Below are 18,169 nucleotides of genomic sequence, written 5' to 3'. Positions count from 1 at the left end.
ACGGGCGGGGAAACTTCGTTGGTCACGGGTTCCTCACTTTACGCGAATACGCGGGTTGATTACCGCATAGAGCAGATCAACGATCAGATTGACGACCATGACGATCAGCGCCACGAGCATGAGACCTCCCTGCACCACGACGTAATCCCGGCGGGAGATGGCATCGATCATCCACTTGCCGATGCCCGGCCAGGAAAAGATGGTCTCGGTCAGGATCGCGCCGGCCATGAGCAGCCCCATCTGCAAACCGATCGTGGTGATGACCGGGATCATCGCATTGCGCAGAGCGTGCACGCCAATGACGCGCTTGGGTTCGAGGCCTTTTGCCCGGGCTGTGCGCACGTAGTCTTCACCGAGAACTTCCAACATGGCGGATCGCGTCTGACGCGCGATAACCGCGAGCGGAATCGTTCCGAGCACGATTGTCGGCAGAATCAAATGCGAAACAGCCGATTTGAATGCGCCTTTGCCACCCGAAATCAGACTATCTATCAGCATGAAGCCTGTGGTTGGCTTGAAGAAATAGATGAGGTCCATGCGCCCTGACACCGGCGTCCAATGCAATATACCGGCGAAAAGGATGATCAGGAGAATACCCCACCAGAAGATCGGCATCGAATATCCAACGAGCGCGATGCCCATGCTCAACTGGTCGAAGATCGAACCGCGCTTTACTGCAGCGAAAATACCCGCCGGGATGCCGATGATAACGGCAAAGAGCATGGCACAGATGCTAAGCTCCAATGTTGCCGGGAAAAGCGCCCGGAAGTCTGCTAGCACCGGCCGCTTGCTGGCGATCGACGTGCCGAAATCTCCATGGAAAACACCCCATAGGAACGAGAAATACTGTTCCCATATAGGCCTGTTGAAACCGAACTGGTCCATCAGCAATTGATGCCGTTCCGGCGTCATGCCCCGTTCCCCCGCAAGTGCGATGACAGGGTCGCCGGGCAACAAACGAATGAAAATGAAGGCCACAAAACTAATACCGATGAACGTCGGAATCAGCAGCAGCACTCTGGACGCGATATAGCGAAACATGGTGACCTGATAAAAATGCGGTACCGGCCGAAGCCGGTACCGCTGGAGTAGATTTACTCTGCGACGTCGACGCTGGCGAAGTTATGAACACCGAGCGGGCTGGGCACATAGCCAGATACGTTCTTCGTCATAGCTGTGGTAACGAGCGAGTGAGCAAGCGTTGCCCATGGCGCTTCACGCTTGAATACAACCTGCGCTTCTTCATAAAGCTTGGTGCGCTCTGCAGGATCGGAGACGACAGCCGCCTTGTTGATCAAATCCGTGAATTCCTGGTTGCACCACGCAGCGCGGTTGGATGTACCAACAGCCTGGCAGGACAACAGGGTTGCAAGGAAGTTGTCCGGATCGCCATTGTCGCCGGTCCAGCCGATGATGACGGCACCATCGTGCTTTGGATCGGAAGCCTGCTTCAGGTATTCCTGCCAATCGAAGGTAACGATCTCTGCCTTCACACCAACCTTGGCAAAATCCGACTGGATCAGTTCGGCAGTGCGACGGCCGTTCGGCATGTACGGACGGGCAACCGGCATAGCCCAGATTTTCATCGACAGATCTTTTACGCCAGCCTTTTCGAGTGCGGCCTTTGCAGCTTCTGGATTGTATTCGTCATCCTTGATCGACTTGTTGTAGGACCACATCGTTGGCGGGATCGGGTTGATTGCCGGTGTACCCTGACCGAGGTAAACGGCATCGACGATGGCCTTCTTGTCGATTGCCTGGTTGAGCGCCTTGCGCACTTCGGGTTTGTCGAATGGCGCTTGTGTGGTGTTGTAGGCAAGCGTCGAAACGTTCAGGCCTTCTTCCTGGATGACATTCAGGTTCGTATCAGCCTTCAGACCTTCCACATCTGCCGGATCCGGATAGATCGTCAGCTGGCACTCACCGGCCTTGAGCTTCTGCACACGGACAGCAGCATCAGGTGTAACCGCGAAGATGAGGCTGTCGAGCTTTACCTTACCCTTGTAATAGTCGGGATTGGCTTCATAGCGGATGGCGGTGTTGAGCTGATAGTCCACGAACTGGAATGGGCCCGTGCCAACCGGCTGCTCGTTGAACTTGCCTGGTGTTTTGTCAGCCATCAGCTTGTCGGCATATTCCTTGGATACGATGGACGAGAAGTCCATGGCAAGGTTGGCAAGCATTGGTGCGTTGGGCTTGGTCAGCGTGACCTTTACCGTCAAATCGTCAACTTTTTCCACTGACTTGATCAGTTTCGGGAAGTCCATGCCTTCAAAATATTCGTAGGAAGCGCCGTCGACATACTTGGCCCAAGGGCTGCCTTCCTTCTGGCGTTCAAACGAAAACACCACATCGTCAGCGTTTAGCTCACGCGATGGCGTGAAATAGCTTGTCGTCTGGAACTTGACGCCTGGATGAAGTTTGAACGTATATTCCAGACCATCATCGGAGATCGTCCAGCTGTCAGCAAGAGCCGGCTCAACTTCCGATGTTCCTGGCTTGAATTCCACCAGTTTGTTAAAGACGGCTTGTCCCGTCGCATCGAGTGTCTCACCACCCGTATAAAGCGCCGGATCAAAACCACCTGGGGCAGCTTCCGAGCAAAAAACCAACGTCTTGGCTGCGGCTCCACCTGCCATCAGCCCACCTGTCAGCATTGCGAGCGCGGTCGCCGCAAGGAGTTTCTTGTAGGTATTCATCTTTTTCCACCTTCAGAGGTTTTTTTGTGTTGCAGGCCCCCATGCCTACAACGAAGTTTGTATGGAAGCCTTTGCAATGTCGCAATGCAAGCAGATTTATTCGCAGTCAACCCACCGAAACGGCGATAATATTGGATTCCGGAGAATCTCTGCCTTTGTGCTGAAAAAAAAGTGAAAATCCCTAAAAATCCGTCCACTGGCTTTTACTATGAAGCGTCCTGGGAGTCTTATACTTACGCTGCATTGGGAGATATTGACGGCGGAAAACGGCAAAACGGCTGGAAAACCGGTCACGCCCATGCGAGAAAACAAGGACGAGCATCGGAGATGATTTATGGACACCTATGGGCATGTAGCGATTGTAACAGGCGGTGGGTCAGGTTTGGGAGCAGCGACTGCCCGTGCGCTTGCGGCAAAAGGTGCGAAAGTCGCCCTTTTCGACATCAATCTTGACGCCGCGCAGAGCGTCGCACATGAGATCGGCGGCTTGGCCCTCAGCTGCAATGTGTCGAGTGCAGATGACGCCGAGAAGGCCGTAGCGCGAGTGATCGACGAACTTGACACCCCGCGTATTCTCGTCAACTGCGCTGGTATAGCCAATGCAGGGCGCATCGTCGGTCGTGACGGCCCGCACGATCTCGAGCTTTATCGACGAGTGATCGAGGTCAATCTCATCGGTTCGTTCAATATGCTTCGGCTTATTAGCAATGCCGCATCAAAGCTCGATCCGCTCGAAACGGGCGAACGCGGTGTTATCATCTCCACCGCATCCGTCGCCGCTTTTGACGGCCAGATCGGTCAGGCTGCCTATGCGTCTTCCAAAGCCGGTATAGCCGGTCTGACTCTGCCTGCTGCGCGCGAACTCGCGCGTTTCGGCATTCGCGTCATGGCTATTGCGCCCGGCATCTTCGGAACGCCTATGCTGCTGGCCATGCCGCAAGAGGTTCAGAATTCCCTTGCCGCCTCCATTCCCTTCCCGTCGCGACTTGGCAAGCCGGACGAATATGCGGCTCTGGCTCTGCACATCATCGAAAATCCGATGCTTAACGGCGAAACTATCCGTCTTGATGGTGCAATCCGGATGGCCCCAAAATGAGAGGCAAGTTGACGCATAAATCGAGTTGTGGGTTGCAACGTTTGCGTGTCGGCGATGTTCTGTTAACGTCGGGAATCTAAAATCCTTTCGACAAGCAGTCATGGGTCGCTGACGCCGATTGAACCCGACCGTGAAAGGTTGCAGATGTCCGTTACCAATCGTCTGGTCGTATTGCTACCAGGTTTTGAGCATATGCCTGTTGAGGCGCATCATCGCCGCTTCACTCGCGAAGCGGCGAAGACGGCCCCTGTTTACGACATGTCCCTGACCCAGTCTGAGCCACTGCACGTTTCCTCGACCGATGGTGGGATCGCAATGGGCGAGTTTAGTCTGCAGGCTTCGGGCGATGGCTGGTCGGCCAATACGGATTTCATCCTTTACGGGCTCGGTGACATCACCCTTTTCTATGCGTCGAGAAATCCCCTAAGGCGGTTGCTGAGCGGAATTATCGCCCTAATGGATTTTATCCTTACCGGGACATTCTTCCGGTTTGTTGCGACGAGTTGGCGCTATGCCCTGTTTTTCGTTTATCCATTATTGATCTGCTTTGTCATCCTGGGTGCAACCTACGGCACCGGGCGTCTTGCCATGGCGTACAACCAGACCAGCGTACCGATCGCGCCGGCGATAGCCTTGATTACCGCCATCCTGTTGTTCTGGCTCGCTGCCTCGAAACTCCATTTCCTGCTCCTCATGGATGACTGGACGTTTGCCCGCGATATGGCGCGGGGCAAACGTCCAGATGTGATGCGGAAGCTGGATCGCGTCATTGCTGATGCAGCCAACCGTATAAGCAGTGCACCGCCCGGCACGGAAATCGTTGTTGCAGCTCATAGCCTTGGCGCCGTTTGCGCAATTCCGATTCTCGATGCCGCCCTTCCCCGCGAAGGCTCCAACCGGTATGGCCTGCTCACTGTCGGCTCCAGCCTGTTGAAGGTAGCATTGCACCCTGCCGCTCGCACGCTGCGCAAAAGTGTCGAAACCGTTGTAAATAGCAAAACAGTCTGGATCGATGTGCAATCGCTGACGGACCCAATGAATTTCTACCAGTCTGATCCGGTGCGGGACCTAAACATAAAAGCTGGAAAATCGCCCATCCTGGTAAGAGTGCGTTTCCGCAACCAACTTTGCGATGCGGCATATAAATCTATTCGACGGGATTTCTTTCGCGTACATCGCCAGTTTGTTTTCGGCGTTGAAAAACGCACTCATTACTCGTGGCATGCCATTTTGTGTGGTCCGGAACAATTCGCCGACGTCGCCGCATTGGGTGGCCTCCGCTGTGATCGGAACACAACCTCCCCGGCGAACCTCAATATTGCTGGAACTGCCACAACATGATTTCTCTTGTTACTGCCGGCAAGGTCTTGTGGGTCCTTCATGTCGTTGGCTGGTATGTGCTGCGCTGGCCATTCGATCGACGCGCGCGCAAGTTGAACCTCACTGTCGACCGGCGGAAGGGCGCCGATACGGCAAGGCTTGCGGTTTCCCTTACCGGCCTCGGTATCATTCCGGCAATCTACGTCATGACCGGTCAGCCGCGTTTTGCATCCTACCCGGCAAGCGCCATACTTTTCCTGTTTGGTATTGCCTCCGGAATTGGCTCGTTGATTCTGTTCCGGCTCACGCACAAGGCTCTCGGAAAAATGTGGTCCGTATCGCTGCAGTTGAAGCATGACCACAAGCTGATCACCACCGGCATTTACAAATATCTCCGCCACCCGATGTATACGGCGTTCTGGCTCATGGCGTTGACCCAGGCGTTGCTCCTTCCTAACTATATCGCCGGTCTCGCTGGCATTGTTGGCTTCGGCTATCTGTTTTTCTCTCGGATAGGCCCTGAGGAAGCGATGCTGCAGGAAGCATTTGGAGAGGAATACAGCCGGTACCGCGCACGCACTTGGCGTGTCCTGCCTTACATCTACTGACACATCGAGAGAAGTTAATAGTGCTTCCAGCATCCCTCAAATCATTCATCGTCAGCATCGCCGCCCTTGCCCTCACAGCCTGTCAGTCAGTTCCCCAATCCACCAGTGCGATTGCGGTATCGGCCTACGCGCCTGAAACGCCGCAACACAGTTGCGCGGTACATGGCAATCCTGATGGCGCACTGGCGAAACTAACGGCCAATCGTACAAGAATCGGTGATCCCGCCTATATCGAGTTCCGCCAGCGGTTCTCCTCTAGCATCCCCAGCGGTCATCTCTACGTGGTCTTCGGGCGATTGGACGCCAAAGGCAATCCGGTGACACGCCTTTATATCGGGCTCTTCCCAAAAGGCAGTCTTGCTGGAGTGTATGGCGGCGCGATTGTCCCGATGCCCGCGGATCTGGCGCCCAGCTATGCCGATTGCCTTTTTCACGCCAAACGTCGCCTATCGCGTATCGCTGACTGAAAATCAGTATCAGCAGTTGCTTGGCAAAGTGCAGGCAGATATTGCCAATCCGCCCATGTGGCGCATGTTCGGCTACAACTGCAACAACTACGCCGCGTCGCTCGGTAGTGTTGCAGGGCTGGTTGAACCTGCCAATCGCGCGCAGCCGTCGTTTTCCTACATATATGCCTATATCGATGCGAACGGCGATCGACGGCAGAAAGGGTCAAGTTGACGGGAAACCCATTGCCATCGTGTTCAGGCCTGTCGGCTTCATAATTTGGTCCCAATCCGGTTGGTTTATCAATACCGCGCTGGGCCAGAACCATTGGTTCGTCCTTCGCGTTCAAACGATGAAAGCCGCCTGCGATGAGAATAATAAGCGCGATGCTCCTGATGTCGGTCGCTTTGGCTAGTCCGGCACGCGCCATGGATAATGGCGCTGCGGAAGAGCTGAAGCGGCTGGATCCGCAAACGCGCCTTGAACAGCGCTGTGATCTCGAGGCAATGGAGCGCATCCATAAGGATCCCGCCAAACTGGTAGCGGACGAACTGGTCGCCTATGCCTTTGAAGAGCCGAAGGTCCAAGGTGACAAGATCCGTTCAGCCGGTGCAGCTTTCCGCAGCAAGGGCGAATGGTATCATCTGTCCTACACCTGCGCGACCTCGCCCGATCACATGACAATATTGTCTTTCCAGTACGCCATAGGACAAATTGTTCCCCACAGCGAATGGGCTCACCATTACCTGGTGTCCGAATAATTCTCCCAGCATTTATAAGGTCAGTTGAGGCTGTTTGGTCGATCCTGCGCCAAAAGCATCTGGCCGATCGCGTCTACCTTCTTTGCGGTCGGCGCTTCATAGGCTAGTGCGCTCGCCTGCAGAGTTCCCTCTGCCGTCCCGGCTGGCATCGTTACCGGCTGTGGAGCCGTGTACTCCATTGCCTGCACTGGAGGATCGGCTGGCACTGCTACCCTGTCGCTGGCGAACGCCATTTGCGGCGGCAAGGGAAGGTCAGCCTGAGCAACAACGATCGGCTGTTGGCTGGTATCCTTCACAACACGACCTGAAGTTGCGGTGGACGTCGTCGTAGTGACCGACGCAGCGCTGGCCATCTGCACGTTGCCCCCTGCCATTCTGGTGCTGGCAATATAGGCGTTGGCAATTGCACGGCTGGCATCATTCGAAGCTATATCGGCTGAATGATAACGGTCACGCTTTTCGTAGAACGCATTGCCGCCCGCGACGACAGTGTAATGCATGTTCTTGTAAGGGAACCGAAGACCCGCGGTATGGAAATACATCGCGTTCTTCACTTTGGGATTACGCTCACCCTTGAGCACGGCGTCCGCTGCCGCTTGCACGTCGGGCAATGCCGCAGAACGCATGGGCCGCGATAGCACGCCCGGCGCGAACTGGTTTTTCTGGCCAACCACGCCGCAGATCGAATTTCCCCATTTGCCTGAGTCAAGACGATTCATCACCACGGTGCCGACCGCGAGCAGGCCCTCCTTGCTCGAGCGGTTTGACTCGAAGAACATCGCCCGTTCAAGGCATTCCTTGTCCTTCGGCGTATAGGCGTAAGAAGTAGTTTTGGTACCCGAATGCGTCGTCAGACCGGCGGATAATTTGCCTGAATTCTGGCTCGTCGTACAACCGGTGACAAGACCGGCCGCCGCAACAATGCCTATAACAGAGTGGAGTTTTCCCCTACCGACGCCGTTCACGAAGCATTTCTCATCGCTGTTAATCCTGCTGGTGAAGTTGCTGACAGATTGATGCGATTTAGGGCCAAACAATGGCAGTGATGATTATTGTGATATACGACATTACCATCCATTTGAAAATATGCAGTTATTTTATTCACTTCGACAGCAAAAAAATTTCAATAATGGCAAAATTAAGAACTTGTTTACCACATTTGCCCTAAACTTTGTGCATCTGCCCAAAGCTCGTAAGGCACGCTATGCACAATCATTCAATCCGCTACGATACTCGCGAATCGGTTATGGCTGCGCTTGTCGAGCTCATGGCGTTACAAATCCCGGTCGAAGATGTTGCCCCGGTTTTGTGCACGATAGGACCGGTCGATCTCGATCTCCTGGCCGATTGCATGAACGATGTCGGCCTTAACGACGATCGGGCGATCGCAGCCTGACTCCCAACCCTTCGCTACCGGTCCGCACTGTGCTTGTCCCAATTCCTGTGACAAACTATCAACCGGCATGATGGCCGGTTTGAAGGATGAAACGTGAGCGAAAAGAAGGACGTCCTCCGCGAGATCGACGACAATGCAATACGCCTTGCACGTACGTTGATGCGTACCGCGCGGCATGCTGTGATTGCGACGCTCGATCCGCGGTCCGGCGCTCCGATTGCGACGCGCGTGGGCGTCTCAACGGATCATGACGGCGCGCCCATCATCCTTGTTTCGGCCCTCGCCGTGCACACGCCGGCACTGCTGGCCGATCCTCGTTGCTCGCTTTTGGTCGGCGACCCGGGCAAAGGTGACCCACTCGCCCATCCGCGCATGACGATAACCGCCAAGGCGCGAGAGATTGCCCGCGATACGCCGGAACACACCCGCATTGCATGGCGCTATCTTTCCCACTTGCCCAAGGCCAAGCTCTATGTTGGCCTGGGGGATTTTCGCTTTTTCCGGCTGGAACCAGCAAGCGCCAAGCTGAATGGCGGCTTTGGTCAGGCCTATCAATTATCAGCAAATGACTGGCTTAGTCTTAGCCCAGTCAACGAGGAACTCGCCGAGGCGGAACGGGGCGCAGTCGATCATATGAACGAAGATCATTCCGATGCGATCGCACTTTATGCCCGCTTTTATGCCAAGGCACCCCATGGCAAGTGGCGCATGACAGGCATCGATGCCGATGGCTTCGATCTGGCCGATGGTGACGACGTCCTGCGTGTTTTTTTCAAGGAGCCGCTGACGTCTGCCAAGGACATGCACATGACGCTCGTGCGGATGGCTGGCGAGGCTCGCGGCGGGCTCGCATCGCAGTCGTGAAAACACTGGTTCCGGAGGAAGGCGACTGGGTGCAAGATCGGGTAACCCGCATCACCGATCCCGAAGACGATCGGCTCTCAGCCTATCGCAATGTGCGTGAGCGTGATCTCGTCGGTCGCGACGGCCGGTTCATCGCCGAGGGCAAGGTTGTCCTCAATGTCCTGTTGTCCAACCCGGCTTTCGCGGTAGAATCGCTCCTCGTGCTGGAAAACCGGCTTGCGGGACTGAGCGAGCAGCTCAAGCTTTGCCCACCCGATGTACCGGTCTATTGCGTGTCCCGCGAGATCATGGATGCAATTGCCGGCTTTCCCATGCACCGCGGCATCCTCGCTGTCGGCCGCCGCAACGCGCCACTATCCATCGATACGTTGATCGATACGATGCCAGACAAGGCATTGGCAGTCGCCTTGTGCGGAATTTCAAATCACGACAATATGGGATCGATCTTTCGCAACGCCGCCGCCTTCGAAGCAGACTGTATTTTAATGGACGAAACCAGTTGCGATCCACTTTACCGCAAGGCCATACGCGTATCAGTCGGCGCAGCATTGAAAGTCCCCTTCGCCAGGGAAGGATCAATCGAAGCCATCGTGACCAAACTGCAAACTGCCGGATTCAACATTTTTGCCCTCAGCCCCGCCGGCACGACCGATATCTACCACGCAAGGCCCTCGCGACGCGTTGCGCTGCTCTTGGGCACAGAAGGCGACGGTTTACCAAACTTCCTGTTGCAAAAACTGAAAACAGTGAAAATCCCTATGTCCAGGAGCTTCGATAGCCTGAACGTTGCGACAGCTTCAGGCATCGCATTATCGCGTTTCAGCCGTTTTTCCGGTCTCTAGAGTCTGCAAAGCCCGAATACGATCGGCCAGGCTCACGATGATTTCGCCGTTTTCGTCATGCACCGGAGGCATTTCGTTCTCGGCTTTTGCCAGCAGTTCGTTGACCTTCGAGGTTGGCCCCTCAAGCCGCGCGACCATTGCAACAACCTGTGCTGCAAGTGTATTCATCTCTTCGCGCAAGCGCTCGGTTTCCTGCGCTTGAACCAGTGCCTGCTTGCCGCGCGGTGTGTCCACAACAGAAGATCCCTGCTTGCGCCCTTCGGCGAGCACCTTGCGCAAACGTTCATTGATCCGTTCGATTTCCTTCTCTCGTCTCGAAAGCTTGGCCTCGCTGTCGGAAATTTGCCTGACCAGGGCATTCGAGCGTTGCTCAAGCTCGGCGCTTCGCTTGGTTTCCTGCGCCAGCGAATGTTGCACTTCCTTGATATCTGCTTCGGCCCGTTGTCTCAGGTTGTCGCTATCGCGCTTATCCTGCCGCGCCTCTCTCAAATCATCCGAAAGGTTGTCGATCCGGGCCGATTGCGCTGCGACTTCGATTTGAAAACTGTCCGCATTCATCGCGACGTTGGACGCCCGGCGATGCAAGAGTTCGAGCTCCGCCGACTTTTGCTCTATCAATCGCTCATGCCCTACGATCATGGCTGCGGCTTTCTCGAATTCCTGTTCACGATCGGCAAATGAAGATCGCAACTCGGCAATCGTCGCATCGCGCGCTGCAAGTTCAGAGGTAAGATTGCGCACGAGACGCTCTTTCTCGCCGAGTTCGGCCAGCTGTAGTGCATTTTTTTCGCGGGAGCTTTCCAGCATCAACTCAAGCTTGCGCTCGGCGATCGCATGTTCGGCGCGCAGGCCATCCCGCTGGGCTTGTATCTCGTTGAGCGTCAGCGGAGTCTCTGCCTCGACACGCTTGCGTGTGAGCAGTGTCGCCCGGCGCCAGATAGGCGGCGCAACCAAAAGCGCCAGCAGCACGGCGCTCAGGAATCCGAAAGCAAAATATAGCGCAGACTGGATCACGATCAGGGTCCTGTTGGATGTCTATCTTGGCACAAATTACTAGCAGTCGGGCCCTGAAACGCAAAGACGCGAACTGAAGAGTTCGCGTCCCAAATGCAATACGGTCTATTTTATCAGAAAGGATTCCACGTCGCCGTCTGGGTAATCTTCAAGTAACCCACATTGACACCCAGACGTGCACCGACGCCCGTCCTGATCGGAACGAGCAGCACCTGATTTCGCTTCAACACGTTGAAACCAACGCCGGCGAAAAGATAAGCGGAACCGGCAACACCCACGAAGCGGCCGTAGAGGTTCTGCACATCATCGAGATTGTAGACCAGCATCATGACGCGCGAACCCTGTCCGCCGAAATCCCAACCGATCGAGGGTCCTTGCCAGAAGGTTTTGTGATCCCCGGCATTCTTGGTGTAGAGCGAACCTTCGCCGTAAGTCAGGCCGCCGATGAGGGCGCCAGATCCTTCCTCCCCGAGAACATAGCCGTTGGGCAGGCCATAGCTCTGGAAGACTTTTTCGACAGCCGTGGCGAGCCCACCTGAAGTCGATCCGAAGAACCGCTGGCCGGAATTGACGATTTCTTCCATCGTATAGGTTTCTTGCGCACGCGCCGTCTGCGCCTGGGCGACAACGAGTGACACAAGTGTCAAAATGAGGAGAAAGCCGCGGTTCAAAGACAAGAGTAGAGACGCCATCATAATTCCTTTTGGCTGTTCGCTTCTTTGCCTGACGCCTGATGCAAGGATGAGCAGATCTTGCGCCTGCTTTTAAAATCGAATTCATTTTAAGGCGCTAAACCTTGTATAAAAGTTTATGAATCGATCTTGGCATTTCAATGACTTGCAAAGAATGGCAAAAACCTTGAAATTTCAACATTTACAAGCTCCGGCCAAGACGTTCTTGCCGATCTTGACCGAGCTATGTATCCAAATAGGCCAGAAATCGGAGTGATTCGCGTGTTACTGATTCGCGGCAGCCTCTGAACCACCAGCCAATCTTCAGGAGATTTCCCCATGACATTGCCCGTTATTCTCTCGGCAACGGACCTCGGAGCGCTCCTGAGCAGCCGCATCTGCCACGATATCATTTCACCCGTCGGCGCCATCAATAATGGGTTGGAATTGCTCGAAGAAGGCGGTTCCGATGAAGACGCGATGAGCCTCATCAAATCCAGCGCGCGCAGCGCATCTGCTCGCCTGCAGTTCGCGCGTATTGCGTTCGGCGCTGCGGGGTCGGCTGGAGTTCAGATCGATACAGGTGATGCCCAGAATGTCGCCAATGAATATATGAAGGGCGAAAAAGCCGAATTGAGTTGGGAAGGCACCCGGGTTCTGCTGCCCAAGAACAAGGTTAAGCTCTTGCTCAATCTGGTCCTCATCGCCAATGCGGCCCTGCCTCGAGGTGGCACATTGTCCGTCGCACTGCAAACCCCGGAAACACAGCCGCGTTTTGTCCTCACATCACGTGGGCCAATGCTGCGTGTCCCGCCGAAATTTCTTGAACTGCACAGCGGCAAGGTTCCAGAAGAGCCGATCGATGCCCACGGCGTTCAACCTTACTATACACTCCTTCTGGCCCAGGAAGCCGGCATGACCATCTCGATCCATGCAAGTCCCGAAGAGATTGTCTTCACCGCGGCGTAGTCGATCGCGCAAGTTGTCCTAAATATTTACCATCAACCTTGGGTGTTTATTCACCCAACGGCTGGTAACGTCGGCCACGGGACAAACGCGATTTGGCTTTTTGCGGGGAGTTTTCAATTGCTACGCTGCATGATTGTAGATGGATCTCCTGTGGTCAGGAAGGTAGCGCGGAGGCTTATTGCCAACGAAACGACCATCGTGACGACAGCCGATACCGGCTATCAGACGATTGCCGCCTGTAGCGTTGAAATGCCTGACATCATCATCCTCGACGACGCGCTATCCGACATGCCAGCGCCGGAGATCATAAGTCAGGTGCGTGCCTTGCCAGGCGGTGAGAACAGCAAGATCTATCTTTGCTTGCCCGAGGTTGACCTGAGCCGGATCATGCGGGCCAAGCGTGCTGGTGCAGCCGGATATCTGCTGAAACCGTTCAATCGTGTTTCGATCACCGAAATCTTGCCGCCGGTGCCGGTCGAAGGCTGATAGCAACGGTGTATGCGACGGCACTTAGCCGGAGCTTCAACGTCACACCAAACAAAAAAGCTCCGTTCACACGGAGCTTTTTTGTTTCTCGATAATATCTTGATCAGGCGATTTCGCGCATTTCCGTTGCATCAGGCTCGCGCAGCACATAGCCGCGGCCCCAGACCGTTTCGATATAGTTGATGCCGCCCGAAGCATTGTCGAGCTTCTTCCGTAGCTTGCAAATAAAGACGTCGATGATCTTGAGTTCAGGTTCGTCCATACCGCCGTAAAGGTGGTTGAGGAACATCTCCTTGGTGAGCGTCGTACCCTTGCGGAGCGAAAGCAGCTCCAGCATCTGATATTCCTTGCCCGTCAGGTGAACGCGCTGGCCGGTGACTTCCACCGTCTTGGCATCCAGATTGACGATAAGGTCGCCGGTGGTGATGACCGACTGGGCATGACCCTTGGAACGGCGCACGATCGCATGGATACGGGCAACCAATTCGTCCTTATGGAAGGGCTTGGTCATATAGTCGTCGGCGCCGAAGCCGAGGCCGCGAACCTTGTCCTCGATGCCGGCCATGCCGGAAAGGATCAGGATCGGTGTTTTCACCTTCGACAGACGCAGGGTCCTCAGGACTTCATAACCGGACATGTCCGGCAGGTTGAGGTCGAGAAGAATGATATCGTAGTCGTAGAGCTTGCCGAGATCGACACCCTCCTCGCCCAGATCCGTCGTATAAACATTGAAGCTTTCCGACTTGAGCATCAGTTCGATGCTCTGGGCCGTTGCACTATCGTCTTCGATTAAAAGAACCCGCATATCATTCCCCTTTTCCCGCCGCTGAAATGGGTTGCCCAAGAAACCTCGATCAGGGCAATCCCGAAATCAGGTCGCGAAACAAGCCGTTTCCATAACGTTAAGATTGCCACCGAATGGTTAACAAAATCTAATTCCGCTTTGCAAGTGTCTTTGACTCTTGAATTAAAAATCATTGGCACCGCATTGATTCATAAGGTCAACTTATCGGTCTAAAATCATAAGGCGCAGCATCAGGTTCTGGCCTTAAGCGATTCATTCGACTCGATAAAATCGCCGTCTAAAAACTTGCAGCGCTGATTTACAGAGCTTTAAGTCTTAAGGCGTATGATTAATGCTGAACGTAAAGGAAAGGTTACCAGACAGGGCAACCTTTAAGTTTTTGTTTCATTTTCCCGAAGTGATTCGGGGGTGAAACGGCGCCGGATGATCGATCGCCAGCGTTTTGGCAGGATCAGAGTCCCGGCTTTTGGCAGGTGTTGAGGGGGTAGTGAGCATGAAGTCGCATGAAGGTTTGGTTCGGCTGAAGCTCTTTCAGGTCAAGGAAAAGCGCCGTCAACTCGGCCAGCTTGATTTGATGATGGGCGAGTTCGAACGCATGGCTGCCGAATTGGACGCGCAGATATTGTCCGAGGAAAAAAAGGCCGGCATCACCGACACCACGCATTTCGCCTATCCGACGTTTGCCAAGGCCGCCCGTCAGCGCCGCGACAATCTGTTTGATTCAATTCGCGACCTGAAGGCCCAGAAGGACGATGCCGAGGCGGCTCTTACCGAATCGGAAGCAGAACTTGCCAAAGCTGAGGCACTTGAGCAGCGTGATGGCAAGCCGCGTGATATCGAAGAAGTTCCTGTCACTGACAAGAGGGCGATGATCGGATAGTCAGAAGATTTTTTGAGAAATCAGCTCCTGTAGGCATAGCGTTCCCAAAAGGCCTTATCTCTGCTGAACGACATCCGCCCATTCCTCGTGCCTCAGCGATTGAGCGCGCATGAATGGGCAAAGCGGAATGATCTTCCATCCACCCACCCGCGCATCTTCTACCGCATGCAACGCCAAGGCCTGCCCCACACCCTGGCCACGCAACGCATCCGGCACCGCCGTATGATCGATGATGATCAGATGCGGGCTGGCGCGGGAAAACGCCATCTCGGCCTCGTGTCCCGATACCACGGCCACATAGCGTCCGCCGCTACCCGTTTCCTGTTTATCAATACTAATTTGATCTGCCATTGCTGCACCATTCGTCATGTGTAGCGCCAGCACTCAACGCTGGCCCTAATAATAATCAATTGTTCTTTGCCGATTTGACTTTGGTAAGGTCTGCGACATCGCTGAGAATATGTACCGCCTCACCCAGAAGAACGTCTTTTGCGTCCTTCAGCGCCTTCTCACTCGCTATGTCTGCGCTCAAGCTGCGCTCGTTGGCTTGCAGTCCGTCTTCCTGAAACACGAGATCTGCCTGGGACACGGAACCCTTGCCATCTGCTGCCTCGCGCGCCTTCAGGCGATTGATCTGACGCTCCCTCTCAGCACGCCGTTCGGTTTCATTGAGTGAGATAACCCGTTTGTTCCGCAAATCATCGAGCTCACTCACGTCTTCAACGAGATCCTTGAAATCCTTGTCCGTTTTGGCGCGGGCGTCATGCCGGCTCTGCAGCTCCGGGAGAACCGTTTTGATATCGCCAAGGGGCTTGTAGTTCGCAGGTTTGATCTGCAGCCACGGCAGCGCATTGTCATAGCTCGACTCTCCCAGTTTCTCCTCGTCCGCGAATCCCGGCAAGACGATATCCGGCGTCACACCACGAAGCTGGGTAGTGCCGCCATTGATGCGGAAGAACTGTGCGACAGTCATTTTCAGTTCGCCGAATTCCGGCTTCGGGTTGCGCGCTTCCTCGTCCAGATCGACCACTGTTTGAACGGTGCCCTTGCCGAAACTCGGTTCGCCAATAATGACGCCGCGGCCATAATCTTGTATCGCGGCGGCGAAAATCTCCGAAGCCGAGGCGGAACCACGATTGATGAGCACAGCAAGCGGCCCCGTCCAGAGGGCCGTTGCGCGCTTGTTGCCATTTACCCTGACCTCGCCATCGCCGTTGCGCTGCTGCAGAACGGGTCCCTTGCCTACGAAAAAGCCGGTCAGTTCGATTGCTTGCGGCAAAGAACCTCCGCCATTGTTGCGTAGATCGATAACGACGCCATCGACCTTCTCTTTTTCGAGCTCTGCCAGCAGCTTGGCGACATCGCGGCTTGCGCTCCGGTAATCCTTGTCGCCGCGTCGCCGCGCGTCGAAATCTTCATAGAACGTGGGCAACGAGATCACGCCGATTTTGCGAGAGATATCGCCATCCTTGACAATCTGAACGCTTTTTTTGGCGGCCTGCTTTTCCAGACTGATGTTGTCTCGCACAAGGGTGACAAGGCGATGCTTGCCGTCGAGTCCCGCATCGGATGGCAAGATGTCCAGCCTTACGATTGTATTCTTCTCTCCGCGTATCAACTTCACGACTTCGTTGACGCGGGTGCCGACAACGTCCACCAGAGTGCCGTCCTTGCCTTGGGCGACGCCGACAATTCTGTCGCCGACCGCCAACTGGCCAGACAGCTGGGCCGGTCCACCCGGTACGAGCTCGCGTATGGTCGTATATTCGTCGCGCTCCTGAAGTACGGCGCCGATGCCAACGAGAGAGAGTTTCATCGAAATGTCGAAGTCCGAAGCCGCCGCAACACCCAGATAGTCCGTATGGGGTTCGATCGAGTTCGTGTAAGCGGTCATGAACGTCTGAAAGACGTCGTCACTCTTGTACTTGTAGGCACGGGCCAGAGAGTTTCCATACCGCTTGCCAAGGGTTTCGCGTATCGTCGCCTCAGGCGTACCCGCCAGTTTCAGGCGCAGCCAATCGTTTTTCACGCGCTTGCGCCAGAGGTCCTGGCTCTCCGCCATTGTTTTCGGCCAAGGTTCCTTGTCGCGGATAAGTGTGAACTCTTCGTTCTGACTGAAATCAAAACCCTGTTTGAGCAATTCGCGCGCATATGTAAGGCGCTCCACGTAACGCTGCTCGTACACATTGAAGATGGCGAACGGAATGCTCAGATCGTCACTGAAGATTGCATCATCAATTTTGTCCTTGTTGGTCATGAACTGATCAATATCGGACTGGAGGAAAAAGAAGCGTTCCGGGTCGAGTAATTCTATATACCGGGTCGTTATTTTTTCAGACAAGGCGTCGTCCAACGGCACCTTCTTGTAATGGTAATATGTCAGCACCTGCGCACTCAAATGCGCAGCCTTTGCCTGGTCCTCCTCCGGAGCGAGCACCGGCGCAGCGGCCTCGAGCGCCTGGGCCGAGGAAACAAAGGCCAGGAAAACAAACAACAATCCGAATTTTGTACGCATAAGGTGCATCAATCCAATGTTTTGTGTCGATCAAATCAACAAGAATTCAAATACGTTCCGTTACCGCCAGCATCTGGCCGGCCCCTGTTTACCCTAACTATGGAGACCAGCCATGGGAAGCGTCAATCGGGTCAAGCGAATGTGATCCGATGTGTCTTCTCGTCGCCACCCTTGACGGTTGCCATGTATTTCCTTCATGCGTAGCCCGGTCAGCCTTGGTTCGGGATCAGCATGTCGGCAAGATCGTTCATTCCCATCTTTCTCTTCATCGCTACGTTTTCGCTGGCATTGGGGATGACCATGCCGTTGATGAACGTCAGCAGGCTTTACTTCTTTGACGAGAACCCTTCGCTCCTCGGCATAATTCGATCGCTCTGGGCGGGCGGCGACTGGTTGTTGGCGTCTATCGTCGGGCTGTTTTCGGTCATTCTGCCGGTCACAAAGCTCGCCGTCGCACAATTGGCGGCAGCTCGAGTACCCGCTGCCGCCCATGTTCTGCACCGGTGGATCGGCTTCCTGTCGAAATGGTCGATGCTGGACGTCTTGCTCGTCGCTCTGGTGATTTTCGGCGCAAAGACAAGCGGGCTTGCCACAGCGATCGCCCAGCCAGGACTCTGGTTCTTCACCGCATCGGCAATTCTGTCGGCACTGGCAACGCACTTGATCGTGCGTGAAGAAAAGATTGCATAAGAGCCCGTTTTGAAAAGTCGCTGCGGTGAGGCATATGGCATGGTTTTTGGGGTCGCCCTTGCGACGAGCGCAGCGTACATTGTCGTACGTGCGCACCGGAAGCGCA

The 18,169-nt window shown here is 54.9% G+C and carries 21 protein-coding genes; 13 read left to right on the top strand and 8 right to left on the bottom strand.

Annotated features, from left to right (window positions below; genetic code table 11):
- Nucleotides 1-33: 33 nt before the first annotated feature.
- Together C7476_RS13070 and C7476_RS13065 are read right to left on the bottom strand one after the other, a co-directional pair.
- Entirely contained in the window at nucleotides 34-1,041 is a 1,008-nt protein-coding gene (locus C7476_RS13070) for an ABC transporter permease subunit (RefSeq protein ID WP_114430342.1), read from the bottom strand.
- Between the two features lie 53 nt (nucleotides 1,042-1,094).
- Nucleotides 1,095-2,699 (bottom strand): ABC transporter substrate-binding protein, encoded by a 1,605-nt coding sequence (locus C7476_RS13065; protein WP_114430341.1) that lies wholly within the window; start codon nucleotides 2,697-2,699, stop codon nucleotides 1,095-1,097.
- Nucleotides 2,700-3,033: 334 nt separating this feature from the next.
- Here C7476_RS13065 and C7476_RS13060 point away from each other — a divergent pair, with 334 nt between their 5' ends.
- From C7476_RS13060 to C7476_RS13035, 6 genes are all read left to right on the top strand, one after another.
- The gene (locus tag C7476_RS13060) at nucleotides 3,034-3,795 is read left to right on the top strand and encodes an SDR family NAD(P)-dependent oxidoreductase (RefSeq protein WP_114430340.1); all 762 of its coding nucleotides are present in this window, start codon (nucleotides 3,034-3,036) and stop codon (nucleotides 3,793-3,795) included.
- Nucleotides 3,796-3,939: 144 nt separating this feature from the next.
- Entirely contained in the window at nucleotides 3,940-5,136 is a 1,197-nt protein-coding gene (locus C7476_RS13055) for a hypothetical protein (protein ID WP_114430339.1), read from the top strand.
- Nucleotides 5,133-5,723, top strand: coding sequence for a protein-S-isoprenylcysteine O-methyltransferase (locus C7476_RS13050; RefSeq protein ID WP_114430338.1), 591 nt, complete (start codon nucleotides 5,133-5,135; stop codon nucleotides 5,721-5,723). Before C7476_RS13055 ends, C7476_RS13050 begins: the two co-directional genes overlap by 4 nt.
- A 20-nt stretch (nucleotides 5,724-5,743) precedes the next feature.
- Nucleotides 5,744-6,190, top strand: coding sequence for a hypothetical protein (locus C7476_RS13045; protein ID WP_114430337.1), 447 nt, complete (start codon nucleotides 5,744-5,746; stop codon nucleotides 6,188-6,190).
- Nucleotides 6,138-6,404, top strand: a complete 267-nt coding sequence (locus C7476_RS13040) for a hypothetical protein (protein ID WP_147274650.1) — start codon at nucleotides 6,138-6,140, stop codon at nucleotides 6,402-6,404. Before C7476_RS13045 ends, C7476_RS13040 begins: the two co-directional genes overlap by 53 nt.
- A gap of 134 nt (nucleotides 6,405-6,538) precedes the next feature.
- Entirely contained in the window at nucleotides 6,539-6,931 is a 393-nt protein-coding gene (locus C7476_RS13035) for a DUF930 domain-containing protein (protein WP_114430335.1), read from the top strand.
- 20 nt (nucleotides 6,932-6,951) lie between these two features.
- Here the strand turns inward: C7476_RS13035 and C7476_RS13030 are convergent, their stop codons facing one another.
- Nucleotides 6,952-7,896: a cell wall hydrolase gene (locus tag C7476_RS13030; protein WP_245426312.1), complete on the bottom strand. Its 945-nt coding sequence runs from the start codon at nucleotides 7,894-7,896 to the stop codon at nucleotides 6,952-6,954.
- Between the two features lie 239 nt (nucleotides 7,897-8,135).
- Here C7476_RS13030 and C7476_RS13025 point away from each other — a divergent pair, with 239 nt between their 5' ends.
- The 3 genes from C7476_RS13025 to C7476_RS13015 all read left to right on the top strand — a co-directional run bounded on the left by C7476_RS13025 (nucleotide 8,136) and on the right by C7476_RS13015 (nucleotide 10,033).
- A complete protein-coding gene (locus C7476_RS13025) occupies nucleotides 8,136-8,327 on the top strand; it encodes a hypothetical protein (RefSeq protein WP_114430334.1) in 192 nt (63 codons plus the stop codon).
- 93 nt (nucleotides 8,328-8,420) lie between these two features.
- Nucleotides 8,421-9,191, top strand: coding sequence for a HugZ family pyridoxamine 5'-phosphate oxidase (locus C7476_RS13020; protein WP_114430333.1), 771 nt, complete (start codon nucleotides 8,421-8,423; stop codon nucleotides 9,189-9,191).
- A gap of 5 nt (nucleotides 9,192-9,196) precedes the next feature.
- Nucleotides 9,197-10,033, top strand: coding sequence for a TrmH family RNA methyltransferase (locus tag C7476_RS13015; protein WP_245426324.1), 837 nt, complete (start codon nucleotides 9,197-9,199; stop codon nucleotides 10,031-10,033).
- On the opposite strand, the gene C7476_RS13010 is transcribed toward C7476_RS13015, so the two are convergent.
- Nucleotides 10,001-11,047 carry a coiled-coil domain-containing protein gene (locus C7476_RS13010; protein WP_114430332.1) on the bottom strand — a complete coding sequence of 349 codons (1,047 nt, stop codon included), beginning with the start codon at nucleotides 11,045-11,047 and terminating at the stop codon, nucleotides 10,001-10,003. The genes C7476_RS13015 and C7476_RS13010 overlap by 33 nt on opposite strands.
- Before the next feature lie 113 nt (nucleotides 11,048-11,160).
- Nucleotides 11,161-11,739: a DUF1134 domain-containing protein gene (locus tag C7476_RS13005; protein WP_112530605.1), complete on the bottom strand. Its 579-nt coding sequence runs from the start codon at nucleotides 11,737-11,739 to the stop codon at nucleotides 11,161-11,163.
- Between the two features lie 318 nt (nucleotides 11,740-12,057).
- Between C7476_RS13005 and chpT the strand changes: the two genes are divergently transcribed.
- Complete coding sequence (gene chpT, locus C7476_RS13000) at nucleotides 12,058-12,687, top strand: histidine phosphotransferase ChpT (protein ID WP_112530603.1); 630 nt, start codon at nucleotides 12,058-12,060, stop codon at nucleotides 12,685-12,687.
- A gap of 129 nt (nucleotides 12,688-12,816) precedes the next feature.
- Nucleotides 12,817-13,173, top strand: coding sequence for a response regulator (locus C7476_RS12995; protein ID WP_342633339.1), 357 nt, complete (start codon nucleotides 12,817-12,819; stop codon nucleotides 13,171-13,173).
- Nucleotides 13,174-13,276: 103 nt separating this feature from the next.
- Here the strand turns inward: C7476_RS12995 and ctrA are convergent, their stop codons facing one another.
- The gene (gene ctrA / locus C7476_RS12990; protein WP_114430330.1) at nucleotides 13,277-13,978 is read right to left on the bottom strand and encodes a response regulator transcription factor CtrA; all 702 of its coding nucleotides are present in this window, start codon (nucleotides 13,976-13,978) and stop codon (nucleotides 13,277-13,279) included.
- A gap of 493 nt (nucleotides 13,979-14,471) precedes the next feature.
- On the opposite strand from ctrA, the gene C7476_RS12985 reads away from it, so the two are divergent.
- Entirely contained in the window at nucleotides 14,472-14,858 is a 387-nt protein-coding gene (locus C7476_RS12985) for a flagellar export protein FliJ (RefSeq protein ID WP_114430329.1), read from the top strand.
- Nucleotides 14,859-14,912: 54 nt separating this feature from the next.
- Here the strand turns inward: C7476_RS12985 and C7476_RS12980 are convergent, their stop codons facing one another.
- Both C7476_RS12980 and C7476_RS12975 read right to left on the bottom strand, forming a co-directional pair.
- On the bottom strand, nucleotides 14,913-15,209 hold the full coding sequence (locus C7476_RS12980; RefSeq protein ID WP_114430465.1) for a GNAT family N-acetyltransferase: 297 nt from the start codon (nucleotides 15,207-15,209) through the stop codon (nucleotides 14,913-14,915).
- Between the two features lie 55 nt (nucleotides 15,210-15,264).
- A complete protein-coding gene (locus C7476_RS12975; protein ID WP_114430464.1) occupies nucleotides 15,265-17,373 on the bottom strand; it encodes a carboxy terminal-processing peptidase in 2,109 nt (702 codons plus the stop codon).
- Nucleotides 17,374-17,604: 231 nt separating this feature from the next.
- Here C7476_RS12975 and C7476_RS12970 point away from each other — a divergent pair, with 231 nt between their 5' ends.
- Nucleotides 17,605-18,063, top strand: coding sequence for a paraquat-inducible protein A (locus C7476_RS12970; protein WP_114430328.1), 459 nt, complete (start codon nucleotides 17,605-17,607; stop codon nucleotides 18,061-18,063).
- The last annotated feature ends 106 nt before the right edge of the window (nucleotides 18,064-18,169 follow it).

It is taken from the genome of Phyllobacterium bourgognense (assembly GCF_003337575.1).
GTDB lineage: Bacteria > Pseudomonadota > Alphaproteobacteria > Rhizobiales > Rhizobiaceae > Phyllobacterium > Phyllobacterium bourgognense.
This window is presented reverse-complemented; position numbering and strand designations above follow the sequence as displayed.

What these genes read in the sequence shown, in the direction of transcription:
- C7476_RS12975 (WP_114430464.1), bottom strand. Translation starts at nt 17,373, where the DNA reads ATGCGTACAAAATTCGGATTGTTGTTTGTTTTCCTGGCCTTTGTTTCC.
- C7476_RS13005 (WP_112530605.1), bottom strand. Translation starts at nt 11,739, where the DNA reads ATGGCGTCTCTACTCTTGTCTTTGAACCGCGGCTTTCTCCTCATTTTG.
- C7476_RS13025 (WP_114430334.1), top strand. Translation starts at nt 8,136, where the DNA reads ATGCACAATCATTCAATCCGCTACGATACTCGCGAATCGGTTATGGCT.
- C7476_RS12985 (WP_114430329.1), top strand. Translation starts at nt 14,472, where the DNA reads ATGAAGTCGCATGAAGGTTTGGTTCGGCTGAAGCTCTTTCAGGTCAAG.
- C7476_RS13060 (WP_114430340.1), top strand. Translation starts at nt 3,034, where the DNA reads ATGGACACCTATGGGCATGTAGCGATTGTAACAGGCGGTGGGTCAGGT.
- chpT (WP_112530603.1), top strand. Translation starts at nt 12,058, where the DNA reads ATGACATTGCCCGTTATTCTCTCGGCAACGGACCTCGGAGCGCTCCTG.
- C7476_RS12980 (WP_114430465.1), bottom strand. Translation starts at nt 15,209, where the DNA reads ATGGCAGATCAAATTAGTATTGATAAACAGGAAACGGGTAGCGGCGGA.
- ctrA (WP_114430330.1), bottom strand. Translation starts at nt 13,978, where the DNA reads ATGCGGGTTCTTTTAATCGAAGACGATAGTGCAACGGCCCAGAGCATC.
- C7476_RS13070 (WP_114430342.1), bottom strand. Translation starts at nt 1,041, where the DNA reads ATGTTTCGCTATATCGCGTCCAGAGTGCTGCTGCTGATTCCGACGTTC.
- C7476_RS12995 (WP_342633339.1), top strand. Translation starts at nt 12,817, where the DNA reads ATGATTGTAGATGGATCTCCTGTGGTCAGGAAGGTAGCGCGGAGGCTT.
- C7476_RS13065 (WP_114430341.1), bottom strand. Translation starts at nt 2,699, where the DNA reads ATGAATACCTACAAGAAACTCCTTGCGGCGACCGCGCTCGCAATGCTG.
- C7476_RS13035 (WP_114430335.1), top strand. Translation starts at nt 6,539, where the DNA reads ATGAGAATAATAAGCGCGATGCTCCTGATGTCGGTCGCTTTGGCTAGT.
- C7476_RS13040 (WP_147274650.1), top strand. Translation starts at nt 6,138, where the DNA reads ATGCCGATTGCCTTTTTCACGCCAAACGTCGCCTATCGCGTATCGCTG.
- C7476_RS13050 (WP_114430338.1), top strand. Translation starts at nt 5,133, where the DNA reads ATGATTTCTCTTGTTACTGCCGGCAAGGTCTTGTGGGTCCTTCATGTC.
- C7476_RS13055 (WP_114430339.1), top strand. Translation starts at nt 3,940, where the DNA reads ATGTCCGTTACCAATCGTCTGGTCGTATTGCTACCAGGTTTTGAGCAT.
- C7476_RS12970 (WP_114430328.1), top strand. Translation starts at nt 17,605, where the DNA reads ATGTCGGCAAGATCGTTCATTCCCATCTTTCTCTTCATCGCTACGTTT.